Here is a 22,240-nt window from a genome sequence, read left to right on the forward strand (position 1 = left end):
AGATGCCGCCATGGGCAAAGACGAAAACACCACGAGCGCGCACCGGGCGTCCTTGTACCTGCGCGCCCAGCGGATTCAATGGTTCGGTCTGGTGCTGCTGTTCCTGGCCGTGGGGCTTGCGGCGTTGACCGACTTCCTGCAGCGCGATGGCGGTGTGGCAACCATTGTCGCCTTCACTGGGGTCGGTGCGTTGGCGCTGGTGGTGGCGCGGTTGATCCTGTTGCGGCTGAAGCCTGTGTAGGCGCCATCGGTGCAGGGCCTATTCGGCTCAGCGCCGGGGAATGGACTGCACCTGCGGCTGCATCTGCTGCTGCGGGATGTTCCGATAGCCCATCTGGCCTTCTTCCATGGGCGGCGGGCGCGGTGCGTCGTGGTCATTGTGGCTGCCGCAGGACGAGCCGCCCAGCAGCACGGCCAGCGCGCCGATCATGAGTAGAACGGTGGTTTTTCCCATGGTGGTTGCTCCTGGTGAGCCGTCCTTCCAGTGAAAACGAAAACCCGCCGGTGAGCCGGCCAGTCGGACGAATGGGCGGCGCCGCAACCGGCCCGCCGATTTCCCTGGCAATCGCTTGAAATCCCGCTGTTTTCGCGCGGTTACGATCGTGCAGATTGCCATGGATCAACCATACTCAGGCGACTCGCTCCGGCGTTGTGCTCGGGGGAACAAGGAGGGCGGGATGCTCGACTATTTTGCGCTGGGGGTACTGATCTTTGTCGGATTGGTACTGTTCTACGGGATCATCGTGCTGCACGACATTCCTTATGAGATTGCGGTACACCGCAACCATCCCCACCAGGACGCGATCCACGCGGCCGGCTGGGTAAGCCTTTTCACGCTGCATGCGCTGTGGCCGTTCCTGTGGATCTGGGCCATGTTGTACCGCGAGGACCGGGGGTGGGGCTTCCACCACGGCAAGACGCCGGCGCAGGAGGCGGAGTACCTCGAACAGCAACTGGCCGAGCTGCGCCAGCGCCTGGAGGTGCTGGAAGGCCGCCAGAACGCCCCCGCCGCACCGGCAACCACTCAACCGGGCGGGGAGGGCTGAGCCATGGACCTGTTGCTGATCCTCACCTACACCGCCTTCTGCGTCGCCATTTTCAAGATCTTCCGCATCCCGCTGAACAAGTGGACGGTACCTACCGCCGCGCTCGGCGGCATCGTGCTGATCGGTACGCTGATCTTCCTGATGAACTACAACCACCCGTATTCCGAGGTGGCGCGTACCTACTTCGTCACCACGCCGGTGATCCCGGTGGTTACCGGGCAAGTGGTGGAGGTGCCGGTCAAAGGGAACGAGATCATCGAGAAGGGAACCGTGCTGTTCCGCATCGATCCCAAACCCTTCCAGCTCAAGCTGGATTCGCTCAAGGCGCAACTGGTCTCGGCGCGTGCCGACCAGGCCCGCGCCCGTGAGCTGGCGCTGCGCAACGTCGGCAACAAGCGCGACGTGGACTTGACCACCGCCCGCGTCGATGACCTCAATGCGCAGGCGGCGCTGGCCCAGTTCAACCTGGAGAACACCGTGGTGCGCGCGCCCTCGCGGGGCTTCGTCAGCCACGTGTCGCTGCGCCCCGGGATGATGGCCAGCCGTTTGCCGCTGCGACCCTCGATGGTCTTCGTGCCCGATGAAGGCCCGTATTTCACCGCCTGGATGCGCCAGAACAGCCAGCTGCGCCTGACCGTCGGCGATGAGGCCGAAGTCGCCTTCGACGGCATACCCGGCAGGGTCTTCGCCGGCACCGTGGACAAGGTCCTGCCGGTGATCGGCGAGGGCCAGGTGCAGCCCTCCGGCACCCTGATCAGCTATACCGGCTCCCCGCCGCCGGGGCGGGTACCGGTGTTGATCAAGATCACCGACCCGGATTTCGCCCAGTACGCGAGCATCATGCCCGGCGGCTCCTACGGCCAGGCGGCGCTCTACAGCGAGCATTTCCACCATGTGGCGATCATGCGCAAGATCCTCCTGCGCATGGCGGCCTGGATGAACTACATCTTCCCGTTCCACTGATTCGCGGCATTGCGGCGCCCCCACGGGGGCGCCTGCGCGTGGGCGTCCGTCTGCGCGCGAACAACACGGGGGAGGGGGTAGCGCAGTCTCCTGCCGTACAACCTGGCGACATCGATAGCTCAACCGGAGAACCCTATGAAGTCCTATGTCGCGTTGTTGTCCCTGCTGCTGTTGCCGTTTTTGCAAGGCTGCGCGGAAAAGCAGGTCCAGCCGGAGGAGTACTCCGGCTTCCTGTATGACTACTCCCGTCTCACCGAACAGGAAAACGCCGCGGGCACCAAGGTCCTGGCCTGGATCGACCCCAAGCTGAACCTGATGAACTACCGCAGCATCGTCATCGAGCGCTCGCAGTTCTACCCGGCGCCCAAGGCCACCGATCAGCTCTCGCAAGCAACCATGACGCAGATCACCGACTACTACGACAAGGCGCTGCGCCGCGAGCTGGGCCAGGTGCTGCAGGTCGTCGACAAGCCCGGCCCGGGCACCCTGGTGCTGCGTCCGGCGATCACCGCGGTGAGCAGCCACACCCAATCACTCAAGCCCTATGAAGTCATCCCGATCGCCCTGATCGCCGCCGGCGTCAGCACTGCCACCGGCATCCGCGACCAGGACACCCAGATCGCCACCGAAGCGGCGATTCTCGACGGCCCCTCCAGCCGTGTGGTCGCCCAGGTAGTGCGCAAAGGCACCGGGCATGCGCTGGAGAACGACAGCCAGGCCATGGCTGCCAGCGACTTCAAAGGTGTGCTCGACGGCTGGGCCCGCGACATGCGCCTGACCTACAGCAAATTGCGCGAACTCAAGTAGTTCACGTCATTCAAGCAATCCCGCTCGTCCGCCAGGACCTGCCCCCGCACTGATAAACCTGCTCTCCATGCGGCGCCCAGCGTGGCGCCGCATCGGCCTGTCATGAAATGAAAAGCCCCTGTCGCACGATGTGAAGCTTCCCGCCCGGCCCCTGCCTATTGTCCGCTCAAAGGGCGCTTGCCTGCTCCAAACGGGGCGCCCAAGACAACAAGACAACTGGAGATTCCGGCCATGGCCAAAGCCGTTCGTTTCTATGAAACAGGGGGACCCGAAGTCCTGCGTTACGAGGACGTGGAGGTCGGCGAGCCCGGCCCGGGGCAAGTGCGCATTCGCCATGTGGCGGTGGGCCTGAACTACGCGGACACTTATTTCCGCAATGGCACCTACGCCGTTCCGCTACCCAGCGGCATGGGCGTGGAAGCCGCCGGCGTGGTGGTGGCGGTGGGCGAGGGCGTGACCAACGTCGTGCCCGGTGATCGCGTGACCTACACCGGCTTCATCAACACCCTCGGCGCCTACAGCACCGAGCGCCTGGTACCGGCGGCGCCGCTGATCCGCCTGCCAGAGAACATCGCCTTCGAGACCGCCGCCGCCATGACCATGCGCGGCCTGACCTCGGCCTACCTGCTGCGTCGCATACACGACTTCAAGCCGGGCCAGAGCATCCTGCTGCACGCCGCCGCCGGCGGTGTCGGTCTGATCGTCTCGCAGTGGGCCAAGCTGCTCGGCCTGCGGGTGATCGGCACCGTCTCCAGCGACGCCAAGGCCGAAATCGCCTTCGCCCACGGTTGCGAGCACGTCATCAACTACAGCCAGGAAGGCGTCGCCGAGCGCGTGCGCGAACTGACCGATGGCCGTGGTGTGGACGTGGTCTTCGACAGCGTCGGCAAGGACACCTTCATGACCTCCCTGGAGTCGCTCAAGCGTCGTGGCCTGATGGTCTGCGTCGGCACCGCGTCGGGCCCGATCCCGCCGTTCGATCCGGTGCTGCTGGCGATGAAGGGCTCGCTCTTCCTCACTCGCCCGGCCCTGGCCGACTACATCGCCGACCCGGCGGAAAAGGCGGCGCTGCTGGACGAGCTGTTCACCCATGTGGGCAACGGCGACATCCGCATCGAGATCAACCAGCACTATGCGCTGGAAGATGCCGTGCAGGCCCACCGCGACCTCGAGTCGCGCAAGACCACCGGCTCGTCGATCTTCGTCATCTGAGGGCGCCGCCATGCACGTAGAACGTCTGACCTGCAGCATCGGCGCCGAAATCTCCGGGGTGAACCTGGGCGACGCCTCCCGCGATGAAGGCCTGTTCGCCGAGCTGCGCGAGCTGCTGCTCAAGCACAAGGTGCTGTTCCTGCGCGACCAGGACATCACCCGTGCCGAGCACGTGGCTTTTGCCCGCCGCTTCGGCGAACTGGAAGACCACCCGGTGGCCGGCAGTGACCCGGAGCACCCGGGCCTGGTGCGCATCTACAAGACCCCGGACCTGCCCAACGACCGCTACGAGAACGCCTGGCACACAGACGCTACCTGGCGCGAGGTGCCGCCCTTGGGCTGCGTCCTGCGCTGCGTGGAGTGCCCACCGGTGGGCGGCGACACCATGTGGGCGAACATGGCCCTGGCCTACGACATGCTCCCGGCCGAGATCAAGGAGCGCATCGCCAAACTGCGTGCGCGCCACAGCATCGAGGCCAGCTTCGGCGCGGCCATGCCCATCGAAAAGCGCCTGGCGCTCAAGGCCATGTACCCCGACGCCGAGCATCCGGTGGTGCGCACCCACCCGGAAACCGGCGAGAAGGTGCTGTTCGTCAATGCCTTCACCACCCACTTCAGCAACTACCACACGCCGCAGAACGTGCGCTTCGGCCAGGACGCCAACCCCGGCGCGGCCGACCTGCTGCGCTACCTGGTGAGCCAGGTGTACATCCCCGAATTCCAGGTGCGCTGGCGCTGGAAGAAGAACGATGTGGCGATCTGGGACAACCGCTGTACCCAGCACTACGCGGTGATGGACTACCCGCCCTGCGTGCGCCGCATGGAGCGCGCCGGAATCATCGGCGACAAGCCGTTCTGATCCCTGAAGAAAGACTTCTGACAAGAACAATTACGGAGACCGACATGCAATTCTTCGACGATTCGCTGCACCCCGAGAACCAGGACAAGGTGGTCATCACCACGGCTCCCTACGGCCCCGAATGGATGCCCGAGGACTTCCCCGAAGACATCCCGGTGACCATGGACGAGCAGGTCCAGAAGGCCGTTGACTGCTACGAGGCCGGCGCCACCGTGCTGCACCTGCATGTGCGCGAGCTGGATGGCAAGGGCTCCAAGCGCCTGTCCAAGTTCAACGAGCTGATCGCCGGCGTGCGCGAAGCCGTGCCGGACATGATCATCCAGGTCGGCGGCTCGATTTCCTTCGCCCCGGAAAGCGACGGCGAAGCGGCCAAGTGGCTGTCCGACGACACCCGTCACATGCTCGCCGAGCTGACCCCCAAGCCCGACCAGGTGACGGTGGCGATCAACACCACCCAGATGAACATCATGGAGCTGCTCTATCCGGAGTACCTGAAAGGTACCTCCCTGGAGAACCCGCTCTACCAGGCGGCCTACAGCGAGATGACCGTGCCGGCCGGCCCGGCCTGGGTCGAGGAGCACCTGAAGCGCCTGCAGGCCGCCGGCATCCAGCCGCACTTCCAGCTGACCGGCATGCATGCCCTGGAAACCCTCGAGCGCCTGGTGCGCAAGGGCGTCTACAAGGGCCCGCTGAACCTGACCTGGATTGGCATCGGCGGCGGCTTCGACGGCCCCAACCCGTTCAACTTCATGAACTTCGTGCACCGCGCACCGGACGGCGCCACCGTCACCGCCGAGTCGCTGCTCAAGAACGTCCTGCCGTTCAACATGATGGCGATGGCCATGGGGCTGCACCCGCGTTGCGGCATCGAGGACACCATCATTGGCCAGCACGGCCAGCGCATGACCTCGGTGGAGCAGATCCAGCAGTGCGTCCGCGTCGCCCATGAGCTGGGCCGCGAGGTCGCCAGTGGCAAGGAAGCACGCGCCATCTACAAGATCGGCGTGCAGTACGACAGCGTGGAAGAAACCCTGCGCATGAACGGCATGGCGCCCAACCGCCAGCCGGGCCAGAAGTCCGTTCCGCTTCGCGCGTGACAGGCTCCGTGGCGCGGTCTGCCAGTACCGCGCCACGGCTTTTATCCCAGAACAACAAGAATCCATTGACCCACCTGGAGAGCTAGCACCATGGCCATCCACTCCGTCGCCCTGGGCGACATCCCTGCCACCGTGCCCAGCGTGCCGCGCCGCTATGCCTGGGTGGTGTTCGCTCTGACCTTCGGCCTGCTGATCTCCGATTACATGTCGCGTCAGGTGCTCAATGCCGTCTTCCCGCTGCTCAAGGTCGAATGGGCCCTGAGCGATGCGCAGCTGGGCCTGCTCAGCGGCATCGTCGCGGTGATGGTCGGCCTGCTGACCTTCCCGCTGTCGCTGCTCGCCGACCGCTGGGGGCGCGTACGCAGCCTGGCGCTGATGGCCATGCTGTGGAGCCTCGCTACCCTGGGCTGCGCCGTGGCGCAGACCTTCCCGCAGATGTTCGCCGCGCGCTTCTTCGTCGGCGTCGGCGAGGCCGCCTACGGCAGCGTCGGTATCGCCGTGGTCATCTCGGTATTCCCGGCGCACCTGCGCGCCACCCTGACCGGCGCCTTCATGGCCGGCGGCATGTTCGGCTCGGTGCTCGGCATGGGCCTGGGCGGCGTGCTCGCCGCGCACTTGGGCTGGCGCTGGGCCTTCGCCGGCATGGCGCTGTTCGGCCTGCTGCTGGCGCTGCTATACCCGCTGGTGGTGAGCGAGAAACGCATCGCCCCGGTGGCCGCCGCCGAGGCGCCACGCCAGACCGGCGGGCGCTCGCTGCGCAGCCTGTTCGGCAGCCGCTCGGTGATCGCCGCCTACCTGGGCAGCGGCCTGCAGCTGTTCGTCGCCGCCGCGGTGATGGTGTGGATTCCCAGCTACCTGAACCGCTACTACCACCTGGACACCGGCAAGGCCGGGATGATCTCCGCGGTGATCGTACTGGTCGGCGGCAGCGGCATGGTGCTCTGCGGCATCCTCTGCGACCGCCTGGGCCGCAGCAACCCGCCGCGCAAGATCATCCTCGCCATCGGCTTCTGCCTGGCCAGCTGCCTGCTGCTGTCGGTGGCCTTCCACCTGCCGCCGGGCACTGCGCAGCTGAGCCTGATCGCCCTCGGCATGCTGGTCGCGGCCGGTACCTCCGGGCCGTCCGGCGCCATGGTCGCCAACCTCACTGCACCGGCCGTGCATGGCACCGCCTTCGCCACCCTGACCCTGGCCAACAACCTGCTGGGCCTGGCGCCCGGCCCGCTGCTCACCGGTGTGCTGGCCGACCGCATCGGCCTGGACCGTGCCTTCCAGCTCATCCCCTTGCTGAGCATTCTCGCCGCGCTGGTCTTCCTCTACGCCCGGCGCCACTACCACAGCGATATCCGCCGCCTGCGCGGTGAAGAGGAGGGCGCCTGATGCCGACTCTCAACCTGGACATGACCTTCGACTTCATCTGCCCCTGGTGCCTGATCGGCAAGCGCAACCTCGACGTCGCGTTGCGCCTGCTGGCGCGCCAGCGTCCGGAACTGGACGTGCGGGTGAACTGGCTCGGCCTGCAGCTGCTGCCACAGATTTCCATGGAAGGCGAACCCTTCGCCGAGTTCTACCAGCGCCGCCTGGGCGGCAAGCGCGCCGTGCGTGCGCGGATGGGTGAAGTGCGCCGTGCGGCCGAGGGCGCCAGGGTCGACCTGGACCTCGAACGCATCCTCACCATGCCCAACACCACCTATGCCCACCGGGTGTTCCAGCGTGCGGTACACGTGGGCAGTGAAAACCAGAAGGAACAGCTCCTGGAGATGATCTTCCGCGCGCACTTCCAGCTGGGCCAGGACATCGGCAACCGCGATACCCTCTGCCGCCTGCTGCGTGCCTGCGATTTCAACGTGGCCGACTTCGACGACGCCCTGGCCGACGGTGCGCGCCAGTTCATCGGCCGCCGCGTGGCCCTGGCCGATTCCAGCGTGCCGATGTTCCTCCTCGAAGGCCGCGCCTTCGCCCTCGGCGGGCAGAGCCCCGAGCAGCTGCTGGCGGCCCTCCATCGAGCGATTGATCGACAGCACCCCGAGGCGATCCCGGCATGAGCTGCTCGATCCGTATTCCCGCCGACCGCCTGCCGGCGCGCGGCAGCCGCAGCCTGGTGCATCACGAGAAGGGCATCATCCTGCTGTTCGATATCGACGGCGAACTGCATGCCATCGACGACCGCTGCCCCCATGCCGGCGCCTCGCTGTTCAGCGGCCGCCTGGACGGCCGCTGGCTGCAGTGCCCGGCCCACGGCCTGCGCTTCGACCTGGCTACAGGCTGCCCGGCGGGCATCAAGGGCTTCGGCCTGCAGCGCTACGAGATCGAATGGCGCGCCAGCGAGTGCTACGTGGTGCTGGCCCGGCAGGAGGTGCCGGCATGACCACGCTGACCCTTTCCGCCCTCGGCACCCGCAGCCGCACCCTGCTGCCGGGCCTGCTGGTCAGCGCCATGGTGGCGGCCGCCGCGACCTTCCTCTCCGAGCATTACGGCGCGCCGGTGATGCTCTTCGCGCTGCTGCTCGGCCTGGCGATGAACTTCCTTTCGGCCGACAGCGTGTGCAAGGCCGGCATCGAGTTCACTGCCCGCGAAATCCTCCGCCTGGGCGTGGCGCTGCTGGGCATCCGCATCACTTTCGGGCAGATCGCCGAGCTGGGCTGGCAGCCGGTGATCATGGTAGTCGTGCTGGTGACGGTGACCATCCTGGTCTCCATCGCCGCAGCCCGCGCCATGGGCTTCAACTTCCTCTTCGGCCTGCTCACCGGCGGCGCCACGGCCATCTGCGGGGCTTCGGCGGCGCTGGCGCTGGCGGCGGCGTTGCCGGCACACACGCAGAAGGAAAAAGCCACGCTGTTCACCGTGCTTGGCGTCTCGGCGCTGTCGACCCTGGCGATGATCCTCTACCCGATGATTGTCAAGTCGCTGGGCCTGCCGCCGTTGCAGGCGGGGATCTTCCTCGGCGGCACCATCCACGACGTGGCCCAGGTGGTCGGCGCCGGCTACAGCATCTCCAAGGAAGTCGGTGACAGCGCCACGGTGGTCAAGCTGATGCGCGTGGCGATGCTGCTGCCGGTGATCCTCTGCGCGGCGATGATCACCCGCGCCCGCGGTGTGGAACCGGGCGAGCAGCGTCCGCCGCTGCTGCCGTGGTTCGCCGTGGGCTTCGTGCTGCTGGCGGCGGTGAACAGCACCGGCTGGCTGCCGCCCTTGGTGCAGCAGGCGGGTGGCAGGCTGTCGCAGTGGTGCCTGGTGATCGCCATCGCGGCGCTGGGCATGAAGACCCAGTTGCGGGCACTAGCGACGGTGGGGATCAAGCCGATCCTGCTGATGCTGGGGGAGACCGCGTTCCTTGCAGTGCTGGTGCTGGGGATGTTGAAGTTCGCGGGTTGAGCCGACCGGGTCGTAGGACGCATAACGCGTCAGCGCTATCCGCCGACGTGGTATCGGCGGATAACCCGTTCCGGGTTATGCACCCTACGTACAGGCATCGGCTCTGGCTCTGGATATTGATGTCTTACAGAGAAACATCCGCCCGCTCCGGAGTCCCCCTTCGCAGCGGGCCCCTGAAACTGCGCTTCATCGAGGCCTCCTGAACGGGGCGTTCGGCGCGTGCGGCGGTTTCAGTGGAAGTCTTCAGCGCCAAGAGCAGGAGCGTGGCTGACCTGTAGGAGTGGGCCACGCCCGCGATCCGCCGGCAGGGCCGGCGCATCCGGAAATGATCACTCCGTCTCCCGCCCCAGATGCTCCTTGCGCCACGCCGCCGGCGACACGCCGAACTGCACCGCGAACCAGCGGGTGAAGGAACTGGGCATCGAGTACCCCAGCAGGTCGGCGATGCGCCCCAGCGAATAGCGCGGGTTCTCCATGTAGCGCAACACCAGCTCACGGCGGACCTCGTTGATCAGGTCGGAGAAGGTCACGCCGTTGTCCTCCAGTCGGCGTTGCAGCGTACGCACGTTCAGCCCCAGCGACTGGGCGATCTGTTCGATGGTCGCGCGCCCCATGGGCAGCAGCAGGTAGATGGACTTGCGCACCTCGTTCAGGGTGCTGCCGTCGGTCGCGCCGGGCAGGGAGTCGACGAAGCTGCGTGCATGCCGCGCCATGGCCGGATCGGCCATGGGGTTGGCGGCGTCGAGGTCGGCGGCGGGGATGACGATGCCGTTGAACTCGCTGCCGAACTCGATCTTGCAACCGAACACCCGGCGATGCACCTGCATGTCCGCCGGGGCGTCGTGGCTGAAGTTCACGCTCACCGGTCGCCAGTGCGGGCCGAGGAGGGCGGCGCAGAGGCGGTAGAGCGTGCCAAGGGCCAGCTCCAGGCCCTGGCGCATGGGCATCGGCGGCACGGTGAGGAGCTCTTCGCGCAGGATCGCCAGCTTGCCTTCCTGGTCGATGTACAGGGCCAGGGATTCGTTGAGCAGGTGGCGGTAGCGAATGATGGTGTCGATGGCCTCGCGCAGTGTCGCCTGGTGTGACAGCAGCAGGCTGATCACGCCGAAGTCGGCGAGCTGGCGCGATTCGGCCATGCGCAGGCCGAAGGTCTCGCAGCCGCTGATGCGCGCCGATTCCTCCAGCAGGGTCACCGCCGTGGCAACGGGGATGCGCTGCTCCGGGTGCTCGAGCATGGACTGGGACAGGCCCACCGCGCTCAACTGCTGATGGGGGTTGAGGCCCAGGTGGCGGGCCACTTCCAGGTAGTTGGTGAGGGCCGCAATGCGAACCATTGGGGTCATGCCGATCGCCTTCTTGTTCTTGTGGTTGCTCCGTGCCGAAGGGGTCCGTGGACGCCCTGTGGCCGGAGTGCACGCTGGCTGGGTCGATGACGTCAGATTCTAGCGACAGCTGTTACCAATCGTGTACGAAAGTTCTCACTTCGGCCAGTGCCTGCGGCGCTCTGGAATGCACCGTACGTCCCGGTACGCCCGCCACGCGTGGAGTCGGCGGGACAGCAGGCTGGCCGGGGCCTGTCATCAAATGCGAAGTGCCTGACGCTCAATGCAAAGCACCTTCACCGGTGCACCTCTACTGTCTGTCCAACAAGTTCGAAATCACCCAAAGGTGAACCGGTGAGCAACAACAAGACTTCCACCACCGTCCTCATGGTCCCCGGCTTGCGCGACCACGTCGCCGAGCACTGGCAGACCCTGCTTGAGCAGCGCCTGCCCAATGTGCGCAGCGTACCGCCGCTGACCGAGAACAAGCTGGACCTGAATGCCCGCATCGAAGCCATCCAGCGCGAGCTGGAAAGCATCGACGGCGAGGTGATCCTGGTCGCCCACAGTGCCGGTGTACTGATGGTCGCTCACTGGGCGGCACGCTACAGCCGGCCGATCAAGGGCGCGCTGCTGGCTACTCCGCCGGATCTGGACGGTGACTGGCCGGCGCACTACCCCAAGCCTGCAGTCCTGGCCGAGATGGGCTGGTCGCCGCTGCCGCTGGAGCCGCTGCCGTTCCCCACGCTGGTGGCCTGCAGCGACAACGACCCGCTGGCGAGCCCAGAGGCAGTCCAGCGCATGGCCCGCCACTGGCGCGCCAGCCTGGTGGAACTGGGGCGGGTCGGCCACCTCAACCCCGCTTCGGGATTCGGCGACTGGCCAGAGGCCGAGGCGCTGATCCAGATGCTGGATAGCTGATTCACCCAGGCAACTCACTCAACCAAGCAACCCCCGGTTCCGGCGCTCGCGCCGGGGCAGGCCCTCCTGCGCCCTGGCGCGGGAAAAAAGGGGCTGCGGGACGGGCCCGGAAAGCGTCCCGACCACAACAAGAAACGGAGCACACGAATGCATCATCAGAGCAACCCCCTGCAACGCTGCCTGCTGGCGACCGCAGTCCTCGCCGCCATGGCCGGCCAACCGCTGCAGGCCTTCGAGCTGGACACCGGCAACCCGGACTTTTCGATCCGCTTCGACAATACCGTCAAGCTCAGCTACGGGCAGCGCGTCGAGTCGCCCAACAGCAAGATCGCCGGCACCGCCAACACCAACGACGGCGACCGCAACTTCTCCTCCGGCACCCCGGTGACCCAGCGTTTCGACCTGCTCAGCGAACTGGACTTCGTCTACCGCGACAGCATGGGCTTCCGCCTGTCCGCCGCCGGCTGGTACGACCACGCCTACGATGATGTCGGCTCCGACAACCCGTTCCCCGGCCAGAAGGGCAACGCCGGCCATCTGGTCAGCCGCAACGGCACGGTGATCGCCCCGCGTGGCGCGCAGCCGGCCACCCACGGCCTGAGCAACTTCGCCGACCGCTACTACAACGGCCCGTCCGGTGAACTGCTTGATGCCTTCGTCTTCGCCAGCCACCAGGTCGGCGACGACATGCAGCTCAGCGGCAAGCTCGGTCGCCACACCATCTACTGGGGCGAGACCCTGTTCAGCGCCGCCAACGGCATCAACTACGGCCAGTCGGCCCTGGACCTGGGCAAGCTGTACAACGTGCCGGGCACCGAGGCGAAAGAGCTGTTCATGCCGCGCAACCAGCTGTCCGCCTCGCTGACCGTCAATCCCGAGCTGACCCTGGCCGCACAGTACTTCCTCGAGTTCGAAAACTCGCGCTTCCCCGAAGGCGGCACCTACATGGGCCCCTACGACATGCTCAACGACGGCGGCAACGTCTTCTGGCTGCCACTGCCTGCACAGAACGCCTTCTACGGCGCGCCGCGCGGCCATGACCGCGAGCCGGACAACACCGGCGACTTTGGCCTGATGGCCAAGTGGAGCCCGGAATGGCTCGACGGAACCCTGGGCTTCTACTACCGCAATACCTCCGACACCCTGCCGGCGGTACTGGTGAATGCGCCGAACCTGCACAAGCCCGGCCTGGCCGGCCTGCAGGGGATGAACTACGTCACCGCCTACGCCGACGACATCGACATCTATGGCATCAGCCTGTCCAAGGAAATCGGCGGTGTGAGCGTCGGCATGGACCTCAACTACCGCGAGAACATGCCGCTGGCGAGCAACTTCACCACGGTCAACTCCACGCTCTATGCAGCCTCCAAGCGCGGCGCGGTCAACGGCGCCAACCTGATCGGCGAGATGCCCAGCGATGGCGACACTGGCCTTGCCCGCGGCAAGACCTTCCACGTCGTGCTCAACGGCCTGGTGACCTTCGGCGCCACCCCGCTGTGGGACGCCTCGTCGCTGGCCGTGGAAGGCACCCTGACGCACCTGATCGACGTCACCGAAGGCGAGCAGACCTTCAAGGGCGACTCCAGCTACCGCGGTGTCGACAAGGTCACCACCAACGCCTACGCCATGTCCGCCAACTTCACCCCGACCTGGTACCAGGCCTTCCCGGGCGTCGATCTGTCCATGCCCATGGCCTACAACGTCGGCCTGCACGGCAACTCGGCGGTGCAGCTGGGCGGCAACGAAGACGCCGGCAGCTACTCGGTCGGCGTGGCCGCGGACTTCCACCAGAAATACCGCCTGGACCTGAAATACGTCGACGCCTTCGGCCCCTTCGATACCTGTGAGAGCGGCCGCGACAACAACACCCCCGGCGCCAACGGTCAGTACCAGTGCATCCCCGGCCAGATCACCTCGCAAGGCGGCCTCGCGCCCCTGCTGAAGGACCGCGGCATGGTTACCGCTTCCCTGAAGGCTACCTTCTGATTTCACCCCAGGCTTCGCTCCCGAAGCAGGAGAAAAACAGCATGAACTTCAAGCCCACCCTGATCGCCACCGCCCTCGGCCTGACCCTCTGCGGTCTGGCCCAGGCCGCCGTTTCCCCGCAGGACGCCGCCCAGCTGGGCAGCACCCTGACTCTGGTCGGCGCCGAGAAAGCCGCCAGCAGCGATGGCGCGATTCCCGCCTATGCCGGTGGCCTGACCACTGCCCCGGCCAGCTTCAAGGCCGGCGACAGCATGCGTCCGGACCCGTTCGCCAGCGACAAGCCGGTGCTGGTGATCGACGGCAAGAACGTCGACCAGTACAAGAACCAGTTGTCGGCCACCACCGTCGAGCTGGCCAAGCGTTATCCGACCTTCCGCGTCGACGTCTACCCGACCCACCGCAGCGCCGCGCTGCCGGACACCGTGCTGGAGAACAGCAAAAAGAACGCCGTCACCGCGCAGTCCCTGGAAGGCGGCACCGCCATCGACAACGCCTTGCCGGGCGTGCCGTTCCCGATTCCGAAGACCGGCGCCGAGGCGATGTGGAACTTCCTGCTGCGCTACCAGGGCGTGAACATCAAGGCCAAGTACGACTCCTGGAACGTCGATGCCTCCGGCAGCGCCAACCTCGCCACTACCGGCCAGGCCTTCATCAACTACCCGGTGTACGAAGACCTCACCCAGCCGGTGAAGGGCTCCGAGGTCTACTACCAGATGAAGCTGTACTACAGCGGCCCGGCCCGCCGCGCCGGCGAGGCGATGATGCTCAAGGACGCCGCCAACCCGCTGCAGCAGCCGCGCCGCGCCTGGCAGTACCTGCCCGGCCAGCGCCGCGTGAAGCTGGCACCGAACCTGGCCTATGACACCCCGAACCCCGGCATGGCCGGCGCCGGCACCTACGACGACGTGTTCGTCTTCAACGGTGCGCTGGACCGCTATGACTGGAAGCTGGTGGGCAAGCAGGAAATGATCGTGCCCTACAACACCTACCGCCTGACCTACGCCAGCGACATCAAGCCGGTGGTCACGCCCAACCACCTGTCGCCGGACTATGTGCGCTGGGAGAAGCACCGCGTGTGGGTCGTCGAAGGCACCCTGAAGTCCGGCGCGCGGCACATCTACGCCAAGCGTCGCTTCTACCTCGATGAAGACAGCTGGGTGGCCGTGGCCTCTGACCAGTACGACGCCCGTGGCCAACTCTATCGCGGCTCCTTCGCCTTCCTCAGCCAGAGCTACGACAAGCGCATCCCGGACGCCACGCCGTTCATGATCTACGACCTGACTGCCGGCTCCTACAACATCAACGGCGTCGTCGGCCCGTACGGCGGCATCAGCTACATCGACCCGCTGGCCAAGACCCAGTGGTCCCCCGAGGCGCTGGCCGGTAGCGGCATTCGCTGACCCGGGACGCGGCGGCCCGGCTTGATGCCAGGCGGGGTCGCCGCGGCTCCTGCAGCGAATGCTGCCGGAAAAGATGCGAAGAGAGTTGCGAGGAAAGCACCATGCAGATCCCCTTCAAGCGCCTGATGCTCCTTGGCGCCTTGCTTCTGGCGGGCGGCGCTCAAGCCGGCGAGAAGGCCGACACGTTCGTCGACGTGCTCGACCAGCCGGCGCCCCACAGCGCCGTTCCCTGCCGCGCGCCGCTGCTGGCCGTCACCCGCGTCGACAAGCGCCTGGTGAGCGTTGGCCAGCGCGGCCACATCCTCTATTCCGATGACGGCGGCACCAGCTGGCTGCAGGCCGAGGTGCCGGTCAGCTCCGACCTCACCGCCGTGCGCTTCCCCACGCCGCAGGACGGTTGGGCGGTGGGCCACGACGGGGTGGTGCTGCACAGCGCCGACGGCGGCAAGCACTGGGAGCGCCAGCTCGACGGCCGGCAGATCGGCCAGCTGATGCTCGACTACTACGCCGCCCACCCGCAGCCGGACAACGCCACCTGGCTGGACCAGGCGCGCCGGTACCAGGAGGAGGGCGCCGACAAGCCGTTCCTCGACCTGTGGTTCCGCGACGCGAAGGAAGGCTTCGTGGTCGGCGCCTTCAACCTGATCCTGCACACCAGTGACGGCGGGCGTACGTGGGAGCCCTGGAACCACCGCATCGACAACCCGCAGGCACTGCACCTGACCGCCATGGCGGCCAGCGGTGATGACCTGTTCGTCGTCGGCGAGCAGGGCCTGCTGTTGCGCCTTTCCCATCAACAGGAGGGCCAACAGCAGCGCTTCGTCGCCCTGCAGTCGCCCTACGCCGGCAGCTTCTTCGGTGTGGTCGCGCGGCCGGGCCTGGTGTTCGCCTACGGCCTGCGCGGCCACGCGATCCGCAGCCTCGACGGCGGCGAAAGCTGGAAAACCGTGGACACGGGCCTGCCGGTCAGCCTGACCGCCGCCAGCTTCGACGCCAACGGCCGGCTGTACCTGTTCAGCCAGGCCGGCCAGGGCCTGGTCAGCGATGACAGCGGCGCGAGCTTCAAAGCCCTGGACCTGGCCGAGCGACTGCCTGTCAGCGGCGCCGTGGCCGGCCCCGGCCGCCTGCTGCTGGTCGGCGCTCGCGGCGTACGCGAGAACGCGATGCCGGTGCGCTGAGCGCACCGGTGTTTCACCCGTTCAAGAACCATAAGAACAAGAGATAGAGAGACAGCCTCATGGTCGACCTGAAGCAAGGCGAGATGCCTGTAGTCCGCGAACTGCGGGACTTTGACACCCACAGCGGCAACCTGCTGGAGCGCCTGGTGTTCAACCACCGCGCGCTGTTCATCGCCCTGATCGCGCTGGTCACCCTGGTGCTGGGCTACATGGCCGTGACGCGTCTGGAGATGCGTCCGGCCTTCGAGAAGATGATCCCGCACAGCGATCCCTATATCCGCAATTACCTGGACAACCGCGCCGCGCTGCGTGGCCTGGGCAACTCGGTGCGGGTGGTGGTGGAGAACCCCAACGGCGACATCTTCGACCCGGCCTATATCGACAGCCTGCGGCAGATCAGCGACCAGCTGTTCCTCAGCCACGGCGTCGACCGTGCCTGGATGAAATCGCTGTGGTCGCCGGCGGTGCGCTGGACCGAGGTCACCGAGGAAGGCTTCCAGGGCGGCCCGGTGATGCCCGACGGCTACGACGGCAAACCCGAGTCCATTGCTCAGCTGCGCCAGAACATCGCCCGCGCCGGCATCGTCGGCAGCCTGGTGGGCAACGACTTCCGTTCGAGCATGCTGGTGGTGCCGCTGCTGGACCGCGACTCGGCCACCGGCAAGGGCATCGACTACCGCGAATTCTCCCGCGCCCTCGACGACCTGCGCCTGAAGTACGAGTACCTGGGTGACGCCCGCGCCTTCGCCGCCGGCGAGGAGGGCAAGGGCCCGGTGCGCCTGCACGTGATCGGCTTCGCCAAGCTGGTGGGCGACCTGATCGACGGCCTGGTGCGGGTGATGTTGTTCTTCGGCCTGGCGGTGGTCACCGCCTTCGTCATCATCTTCTTCTACACCCGCTGCCTGCGCAGCAGTCTGCTGGTGATCGGCTGCTCGCTGCTGGCGGTGGTCTGGCAGCTCGGGCTGGTGGCCTGGCTGGGCTACGCGCTGGATCCGTATTCGATCCTGGTGCCGTTCCTGATCTTCGCCATCGGCGTGTCTCACGCCACCCAGAAGATGAACGGCATCATGCAGGACATCGGCCGTGGCACCCACAAGCAGGTGGCCGCGCGTAACACCTTCCGCCGCCTGTTCCTGGCCGGCGTCACCGCGCTGCTGTCGGACGCCGTGGGTTTCGCCGTGCTGATGCTGATCGACATCCCGGTGATCCAGGACCTGGCCATCGCCGCCAGCATCGGCGTGGCGGTGCTGATCTTCACCTCGCTGCTGATGATGCCGGTGGCGCTGTCCTACGTCGGCGTCAGCCCGAAGGCCGCAGCGCGTGCCCTGCGCGAGGATCGCCAGGTGGACCAGCATGCCGGCCTGGGCAAGCTGTGGGACCTGCTGGACCGCTTCACCGAGCGCCGCTGGGCCAGCATCACCCTGATCATCGCCGCGCTGCTGGGTGCCGGTGGGCTGATGGTCAGCCAGCACCTGCAGATCGGCGACCTCGACGCCGGCGCTCCGGAGCTGCGCGCCGACTCGCGCTACAACCGTGACAACGCCTACATCACCAGCCACTACGCACTCTCCAGCGACCTCTTCGCGGTGATGGTGAAGACCGCGCCGGAAGGCTGCCTGAACTACCGCACGCTGATCCTCGCCGACCGCCTGGGCTGGGCGCTGCAACAGCACGAAGGCGTGCAGGCGACCACTTCGCTGGTCACCGCGGTACGGCAGATCACCGCCGGCACCTACGAGGGAAACCCCAAGTTCGCCAGCCTGCAGCGCAACCAGGACGTGCTCAACTACGCCGCCCAGCAGGCCTCGGTGAACACCCCGGAGCTGTTCAACACCGAATGCTCGCTGATGCCGGTGATCGCCTTCCTCAAGGACCACAAGGCGCAGACCCTCGATGAAGTGGCCGGCATCGCCGAGAGCTTCGCCCGCGCCAACAGCACGCCGGACCGCCAGTTCCTGCTGGCCGCCGGCAGCGCCGGGATCGAGGCGGCGACCAACCGCGTGGTGCGCGAGGCCAACCACCGCATGCTGTTCTACGTCTACGCAGCGGTGGGCATCTTCTGCCTGATCACCTTCCGCAGCTGGCGCGCGACCCTGGTGGCGCTGCTGCCGCTGGTGCTCACCTCGATCCTCTGCGAGGCGCTGATGGTGATGATGGGCATTGGCGTGAAGGTCGCCACGCTGCCGGTGATCGCGCTGGGCGTGGGGATCGGGGTGGACTACGCGTTGTACCTGCTCAGCGTGCAGCTACAGATGCAACGCGCCGGGTTGCCGTTGTCGGTGGCTTACAAGCAGGCCGTGGCTTTCACCGGCAAGGTCGTCGCGCTGGTCGGCGTGACCCTGGCGGCGGGCGTCATCACCTGGGCCTGGTCGCCGATCAAGTTCCAGGCCGACATGGGGATTCTGCTGACCTTCATGTTCCTGTGGAACATGCTCGGAGCGCTGATCCTGATTCCGGCGCTGTCACACTTCCTGCTGGGCGGGAAGAAGCTCTGAGCCAGCCCTGGGCGCGCCCACCGTCGCGCTCAGGTGCCCCCGTAGGGTGCATAACCCGGAACGGGTTATCCGCCGCTCCCACGACGGCGGATAACGCTGGCGCGTTATCCGCCCTACGGTCCTAAAGAAGCAACAGGCAAGCCTCGAACGTAGGATGGGTGGAGCGCAGCGATACCCATGCTGTCGCCGTACGGAATCGATGGGTATCGCTGCGCTCCACGCCATCCTACGAAGTGTTCCTCCGGACGCTTCTGTGAAAGACGAGATCCCTCAGTCAAAAGCCGGAATCGCCTCCAGCTCATGCAGCAGCCAATCGGCGAATTCCCGCGCCAGCGCCTGGTTGCCATGGGGAGGGATGATCAGGAAGTAGGGGTGGGGCGCCGGGAAGTCGATGTCGAACAGGCGCACCAACCGTCCCTGATGCAGCTCCTCGCCGGCGAGGATGTGGTCGCTGATGGTCACGCCGCCGCCGGCCAGGGCGGCGCGGATGGTCAGGTAGGCGTCGGGCAGGAAGACGTTCTGCCGTGCCTGCAGGCCGGGCACGCCAGCAGCGAGGAAGTAGCGGCTCCAGTCGAAGCCGTCGTCCTCATGCAGCAGCACCTGGCGCGCCAGGTCGCGGGGTTTGCGCAGGTGTTCCTGGGTGTTGAGCAGGCGCGGGCTGCACACCGGGAAGTAGCGGATATCTCCCAGTGCGGCGAAGCGCTGGCCTTCGATGTGCGTCTCGCCAAAGGAAATCACCATGTCTACCTGGCCCAGGTCGCTGCTCATTGGCAGCAGGTGCAGGGCGACCTCCTGGTAGTTGCGCAGGAATTTCTCCAGCAGCGATGACACCCGTGCCAGGAGCGCCGGGGCGCAGGCGATTCGCAGTTCGCCGGCGGGCTCTTCGGTGGGCAGCGCGCGGCGGATGTCGCGCAGCTGGTCGAAGGCACTGCTGATCTGCTGGCTCAGCTGGCGCCCGGCCGGGGTCAGCTTGACGCCCTTGCCCTGACGCTCCACCAGCGCCATGCCCAGTTCTTCCTCGAGCTTCTTCACCTGGTGGCTGACCGCCCCGTGGGTGACGTGCAACTCCAGCGCCGCACGGCTGATGCTGCCCTGGCGGACCAGCGCCTCGAAAGCGCGCAGGGCGATGAGCGAGGGCATGCGAAACGCACTGTTCTGACGCATGAAGGACCTTCTTTCGTGAATTTGACTAACGATTAAGACGGAAATCTATTGAATTGTCGTTAGTTAAATTTGCACAGAAGATTGCCTCAAGCCAATACCCAAACGGCCCCAAGCCAACACCGATCAACAAGAAAAAACGGCTGGAGATCCGCCATGCAGCATTTCGTCGACTTGCTCGGCCTGGGCAAGCGCTACGGCAACCTGCAGGTCCTGAGCGACCTCAGCCTGAGCATCCGCCAGGGCGAATTCCTCACGCTGCTGGGCCCATCCGGCTCGGGCAAGAGCACCACGCTGATGATGCTCGCCGGCTTCGTCGAACCCAGCGAAGGGCGCATCGAGCAGGACGGCCGCGACATCACCCACCTGTCCCCCGACCAGCGCGAATTCGGCGTGGTGTTCCAGGGCTACGCGCTGTTCCCGCACATGAGCGTGGCGCAGAACGTCGCTTACCCGCTGCGTATCCGCAAGGTGCCGGGTGCGGAGATCGAACGCCGGGTCGCCGAGGTGCTGGAACGCGTCGGCCTCGCCGGCATGGGTGGGCGGGGCATCAGCCAGCTCTCCGGCGGCCAGCAGCAGCGCGTGGCGCTGGCGCGGGCGCTGGTGTTCAAGCCGAAATTGCTGCTGCTCGACGAGCCGCTGTCTGCCCTCGACCGCCGCCTGCGCCAGGAGATGCAAGGCGAGCTGGCGCGCATGCACAAGGACTTCGGCACGACGTTCGTCTTCGTCACCCACGACCAGGAAGAAGCCCTGGCTCTGTCCGACCGCATCGCCGTGTTCAACAAGGGCCGCCTGGAACAGGTCGGCACCCCGCGCGAGGTCTACGAGCGCCCGGCCAGCCGTTTCGTCGCCAACTTCCTCGGCGACACCAACCTGCTGGAGGTCGGCGTGGTGCGGCACGAGGCCGGAGCCACGCTCTGCGATTTCCGTGGCCAGCACCTGCGCGTGGCCAATACGCCCAATGCCGGCCAGGGCGGAAAGAGCGGCAAGAGCTGGCTGGCGGTGCGCCCGGAACACATCGACCTGCGCCCGCTGCAGGACGCCGGCCGCGACAACGGGCTATGCGCCACCGCGGGTCCTGCGACCTACCAGGGCGCCCACGTCAATCTCGAACTGACCCTGGAGCAGGGCGATCGCCTCGACCTGCGCCTGCCGGTGTCGCACCCGCTGCTGGGCAGCCTGCGCGGCGGCCAGCGCTACTGGTGCAGCTGGTCGCCGCAGCACTGCCACCTGTTGTCCGCCTGACAAACCCATAACGAAAACAAACGATCGGGGAGCAATCACATGAGCGACTCTGTAAAAGCAGGCCAAGGCTTCATCGAAGACGCCATCGAAATCGCCGCCCAGAAGGGCGAGCGCGCCGGCATCAGCCGCCGCGATTTCAACCGCAGCCTGCTGCTGCTCGCCGCCGCCAGTGCGCTGCCGTTCGGCGCCGGCGGCCGGGCCTTCGCAGCCGGCGGCAACCTGGTGCTGGCCAACTGGGGCGGTGATGCGGTGCCGGCCTTCGAGAAGAGCTTCGGCGGCTTCGACCAGGCTTCCGGGCTGACCCTCAAAGTCGACGGCAGCGGCCCCACCGAGGGCGCGCTGAAGACCCAGGTGAGCAGCGGCGCGGTGCGCTGGGACGTGTGCGACGGCGAGATGTATTCGTCCTACCGGCTGGGCAAGGACAAGTTCCTCACCCCCATCGACTTCGGCATCGTCGACAGATCACTGATCGGCTACGGCGACGTGCATGACTTCGGCCTCGCCAACTACACCTACAGCTACGTGATCGGCTACGACCACGAGCAGTTCGGCAAGAACCCGCCCAAGTCCTGGGCCGACTTCTGGGACGTGAAGAAGTACCCGGGCAAGCGCACCCTCTACAAGTGGATGAGCGCCAACCTCGAATGCGCGCTGCTGGCCGATGGCGTGCCGCCGGAACAGCTCTACCCGCTGGACGTGGACCGCGCGCTGCGCAAGATCGAGGAGCTGCTGCCGCACATTGCCACCCACTGGTCCACCGGCGCCGAGTCGCAGCAGCTGATCCGCGATGGCGAGGTGAGCATGGCGCAGATGTGGCACACCCGCGCCGAACTGGTGAAGAACGACACCGCCGGCAAGATCGACTGGAGCTTCGACGGCGGCATCGTCTCGCCCTCGGTATGGATGGTGCCCAAGGGCAACCCGGCCGGCGCCAAGGCGGCCATGGACTTCATCGCCTACGCGCTGCGCCCCGAGGTGCAGGCCAAGCTCATGGAGGTCTACAACATGGGCCCGGTGAACCTTGCGGCCAACGACCTGCTCAGCGCCCAGCTGCAGGCGATCAACCCCACTGCACCGGACAACCTGAAGAAGCAGGTGTCGCTGAACAACAAGTGGCACGCCGAACACTACGGCGAAACCCTGGAGCGCTACCTCGCGCTGATCGGTGGCTGA

At 66.5% G+C, this 22,240-nt stretch carries 21 protein-coding genes; 18 read left to right on the forward strand and 3 right to left on the reverse strand.

Translation table 11 applies throughout. The annotated features are described in order from the left end of the window. Positions 1-10 precede the first annotated feature (10 nt). Entirely contained in the window at positions 11-241 is a 231-nt protein-coding gene (locus IB256_RS06910) for a hypothetical protein (protein WP_192295253.1), read from the forward strand. Between the two features lie 27 nt (positions 242-268). On the opposite strand, the gene IB256_RS06915 is transcribed toward IB256_RS06910, so the two are convergent. Continuing rightward, complete coding sequence (locus IB256_RS06915; protein WP_192223150.1) at positions 269-454, reverse strand: hypothetical protein; 186 nt, start codon at positions 452-454, stop codon at positions 269-271. Positions 455-677: 223 nt separating this feature from the next. Here IB256_RS06915 and IB256_RS06920 point away from each other — a divergent pair, with 223 nt between their 5' ends. From IB256_RS06920 to IB256_RS06965, 10 genes are all read left to right on the forward strand, one after another. Then, positions 678-1,046 carry a DUF3302 domain-containing protein gene (locus tag IB256_RS06920; RefSeq protein ID WP_192295254.1) on the forward strand — a complete coding sequence of 123 codons (369 nt, stop codon included), beginning with the start codon at positions 678-680 and terminating at the stop codon, positions 1,044-1,046. A gap of 3 nt (positions 1,047-1,049) precedes the next feature. Then, positions 1,050-2,009: an HlyD family secretion protein gene (locus IB256_RS06925; RefSeq protein WP_192295255.1), complete on the forward strand. Its 960-nt coding sequence runs from the start codon at positions 1,050-1,052 to the stop codon at positions 2,007-2,009. Positions 2,010-2,144: 135 nt separating this feature from the next. Beyond that, positions 2,145-2,816 (forward strand): DUF3313 domain-containing protein, encoded by a 672-nt coding sequence (locus IB256_RS06930; protein ID WP_151186763.1) that lies wholly within the window; start codon positions 2,145-2,147, stop codon positions 2,814-2,816. Positions 2,817-3,047: 231 nt separating this feature from the next. Continuing rightward, a complete protein-coding gene (locus IB256_RS06935; RefSeq protein ID WP_081516842.1) occupies positions 3,048-4,028 on the forward strand; it encodes a quinone oxidoreductase family protein in 981 nt (326 codons plus the stop codon). A gap of 10 nt (positions 4,029-4,038) precedes the next feature. Beyond that, positions 4,039-4,887: a TauD/TfdA dioxygenase family protein gene (locus IB256_RS06940; RefSeq protein ID WP_081516843.1), complete on the forward strand. Its 849-nt coding sequence runs from the start codon at positions 4,039-4,041 to the stop codon at positions 4,885-4,887. Positions 4,888-4,931: 44 nt separating this feature from the next. Further along, the gene (locus IB256_RS06945) at positions 4,932-5,984 is read left to right on the forward strand and encodes a 3-keto-5-aminohexanoate cleavage protein (RefSeq protein WP_081516844.1); all 1,053 of its coding nucleotides are present in this window, start codon (positions 4,932-4,934) and stop codon (positions 5,982-5,984) included. Positions 5,985-6,074: 90 nt separating this feature from the next. Next, a complete protein-coding gene (locus tag IB256_RS06950; RefSeq protein ID WP_192401829.1) occupies positions 6,075-7,364 on the forward strand; it encodes an MFS transporter in 1,290 nt (429 codons plus the stop codon). Then, on the forward strand, positions 7,364-8,029 hold the full coding sequence (locus IB256_RS06955; RefSeq protein ID WP_192295259.1) for a DsbA family protein: 666 nt from the start codon (positions 7,364-7,366) through the stop codon (positions 8,027-8,029). Before IB256_RS06950 ends, IB256_RS06955 begins: the two co-directional genes overlap by 1 nt. Next, positions 8,026-8,352, forward strand: coding sequence for a Rieske (2Fe-2S) protein (locus IB256_RS06960; RefSeq protein ID WP_192295260.1), 327 nt, complete (start codon positions 8,026-8,028; stop codon positions 8,350-8,352). Before IB256_RS06955 ends, IB256_RS06960 begins: the two co-directional genes overlap by 4 nt. Beyond that, complete coding sequence (locus IB256_RS06965; protein WP_192401831.1) at positions 8,349-9,359, forward strand: YeiH family protein; 1,011 nt, start codon at positions 8,349-8,351, stop codon at positions 9,357-9,359. The genes IB256_RS06960 and IB256_RS06965 overlap by 4 nt, the downstream gene beginning before the upstream one ends. 329 nt (positions 9,360-9,688) lie before the next feature. Here IB256_RS06965 and IB256_RS06970 read toward each other — a convergent pair whose 3' ends face one another. After that, a complete protein-coding gene (locus IB256_RS06970) occupies positions 9,689-10,693 on the reverse strand; it encodes an AraC family transcriptional regulator (protein WP_081516849.1) in 1,005 nt (334 codons plus the stop codon). Between the two features lie 375 nt (positions 10,694-11,068). On the opposite strand from IB256_RS06970, the gene IB256_RS06975 reads away from it, so the two are divergent. From IB256_RS06975 to IB256_RS06995, 5 genes are all read left to right on the forward strand, one after another. Next, on the forward strand, positions 11,069-11,602 hold the full coding sequence (locus IB256_RS06975; RefSeq protein ID WP_225601687.1) for an alpha/beta hydrolase: 534 nt from the start codon (positions 11,069-11,071) through the stop codon (positions 11,600-11,602). A 147-nt stretch (positions 11,603-11,749) separates the two neighbouring features. Further along, positions 11,750-13,588: a DUF1302 domain-containing protein gene (locus IB256_RS06980; protein WP_192295262.1), complete on the forward strand. Its 1,839-nt coding sequence runs from the start codon at positions 11,750-11,752 to the stop codon at positions 13,586-13,588. 41 nt (positions 13,589-13,629) lie between these two features. Then, positions 13,630-14,988: a DUF1329 domain-containing protein gene (locus IB256_RS06985; RefSeq protein ID WP_151186768.1), complete on the forward strand. Its 1,359-nt coding sequence runs from the start codon at positions 13,630-13,632 to the stop codon at positions 14,986-14,988. A gap of 101 nt (positions 14,989-15,089) precedes the next feature. Then, positions 15,090-16,166 carry a WD40/YVTN/BNR-like repeat-containing protein gene (locus tag IB256_RS06990; RefSeq protein ID WP_192295263.1) on the forward strand — a complete coding sequence of 359 codons (1,077 nt, stop codon included), beginning with the start codon at positions 15,090-15,092 and terminating at the stop codon, positions 16,164-16,166. Positions 16,167-16,225: 59 nt separating this feature from the next. Further along, on the forward strand, positions 16,226-18,661 hold the full coding sequence (locus tag IB256_RS06995; protein ID WP_192295264.1) for an efflux RND transporter permease subunit: 2,436 nt from the start codon (positions 16,226-16,228) through the stop codon (positions 18,659-18,661). 270 nt (positions 18,662-18,931) lie between these two features. Here the strand turns inward: IB256_RS06995 and IB256_RS07000 are convergent, their stop codons facing one another. Continuing rightward, entirely contained in the window at positions 18,932-19,825 is an 894-nt protein-coding gene (locus IB256_RS07000) for a LysR substrate-binding domain-containing protein (RefSeq protein WP_081516854.1), read from the reverse strand. Between the two features lie 153 nt (positions 19,826-19,978). On the opposite strand from IB256_RS07000, the gene IB256_RS07005 reads away from it, so the two are divergent. Both IB256_RS07005 and IB256_RS07010 read left to right on the forward strand, forming a co-directional pair. Next, positions 19,979-21,067 (forward strand): ABC transporter ATP-binding protein, encoded by a 1,089-nt coding sequence (locus tag IB256_RS07005; protein ID WP_192401833.1) that lies wholly within the window; start codon positions 19,979-19,981, stop codon positions 21,065-21,067. A 39-nt stretch (positions 21,068-21,106) separates the two neighbouring features. Continuing rightward, entirely contained in the window at positions 21,107-22,240 is a 1,134-nt protein-coding gene (locus IB256_RS07010) for an ABC transporter substrate-binding protein (protein WP_192295266.1), read from the forward strand.

Origin of the sequence: Pseudomonas sp. PDM17, from assembly GCF_014851985.1 — a bacterium.
Taxonomy (GTDB): Bacteria; Pseudomonadota; Gammaproteobacteria; order Pseudomonadales; family Pseudomonadaceae; genus Pseudomonas.

What these genes read in the sequence shown, in the direction of transcription:
- IB256_RS06990 (WP_192295263.1), top strand. Translation starts at nt 15,090, where the DNA reads ATGCAGATCCCCTTCAAGCGCCTGATGCTCCTTGGCGCCTTGCTTCTG.
- IB256_RS07000 (WP_081516854.1), bottom strand. Translation starts at nt 19,825, where the DNA reads ATGCGTCAGAACAGTGCGTTTCGCATGCCCTCGCTCATCGCCCTGCGC.
- IB256_RS06965 (WP_192401831.1), top strand. Translation starts at nt 8,349, where the DNA reads ATGACCACGCTGACCCTTTCCGCCCTCGGCACCCGCAGCCGCACCCTG.
- IB256_RS06970 (WP_081516849.1), bottom strand. Translation starts at nt 10,693, where the DNA reads ATGGTTCGCATTGCGGCCCTCACCAACTACCTGGAAGTGGCCCGCCAC.
- IB256_RS06960 (WP_192295260.1), top strand. Translation starts at nt 8,026, where the DNA reads ATGAGCTGCTCGATCCGTATTCCCGCCGACCGCCTGCCGGCGCGCGGC.
- IB256_RS06940 (WP_081516843.1), top strand. Translation starts at nt 4,039, where the DNA reads ATGCACGTAGAACGTCTGACCTGCAGCATCGGCGCCGAAATCTCCGGG.
- IB256_RS07005 (WP_192401833.1), top strand. Translation starts at nt 19,979, where the DNA reads ATGCAGCATTTCGTCGACTTGCTCGGCCTGGGCAAGCGCTACGGCAAC.
- IB256_RS06915 (WP_192223150.1), bottom strand. Translation starts at nt 454, where the DNA reads ATGGGAAAAACCACCGTTCTACTCATGATCGGCGCGCTGGCCGTGCTG.
- IB256_RS06945 (WP_081516844.1), top strand. Translation starts at nt 4,932, where the DNA reads ATGCAATTCTTCGACGATTCGCTGCACCCCGAGAACCAGGACAAGGTG.
- IB256_RS06935 (WP_081516842.1), top strand. Translation starts at nt 3,048, where the DNA reads ATGGCCAAAGCCGTTCGTTTCTATGAAACAGGGGGACCCGAAGTCCTG.
- IB256_RS06955 (WP_192295259.1), top strand. Translation starts at nt 7,364, where the DNA reads ATGCCGACTCTCAACCTGGACATGACCTTCGACTTCATCTGCCCCTGG.
- IB256_RS06925 (WP_192295255.1), top strand. Translation starts at nt 1,050, where the DNA reads ATGGACCTGTTGCTGATCCTCACCTACACCGCCTTCTGCGTCGCCATT.
- IB256_RS06995 (WP_192295264.1), top strand. Translation starts at nt 16,226, where the DNA reads ATGGTCGACCTGAAGCAAGGCGAGATGCCTGTAGTCCGCGAACTGCGG.
- IB256_RS06930 (WP_151186763.1), top strand. Translation starts at nt 2,145, where the DNA reads ATGAAGTCCTATGTCGCGTTGTTGTCCCTGCTGCTGTTGCCGTTTTTG.
- IB256_RS06975 (WP_225601687.1), top strand. Translation starts at nt 11,069, where the DNA reads ATGGTCCCCGGCTTGCGCGACCACGTCGCCGAGCACTGGCAGACCCTG.
- IB256_RS06985 (WP_151186768.1), top strand. Translation starts at nt 13,630, where the DNA reads ATGAACTTCAAGCCCACCCTGATCGCCACCGCCCTCGGCCTGACCCTC.
- IB256_RS06980 (WP_192295262.1), top strand. Translation starts at nt 11,750, where the DNA reads ATGCATCATCAGAGCAACCCCCTGCAACGCTGCCTGCTGGCGACCGCA.
- IB256_RS07010 (WP_192295266.1), top strand. Translation starts at nt 21,107, where the DNA reads ATGAGCGACTCTGTAAAAGCAGGCCAAGGCTTCATCGAAGACGCCATC.
- IB256_RS06910 (WP_192295253.1), top strand. Translation starts at nt 11, where the DNA reads ATGGGCAAAGACGAAAACACCACGAGCGCGCACCGGGCGTCCTTGTAC.
- IB256_RS06920 (WP_192295254.1), top strand. Translation starts at nt 678, where the DNA reads ATGCTCGACTATTTTGCGCTGGGGGTACTGATCTTTGTCGGATTGGTA.
- IB256_RS06950 (WP_192401829.1), top strand. Translation starts at nt 6,075, where the DNA reads ATGGCCATCCACTCCGTCGCCCTGGGCGACATCCCTGCCACCGTGCCC.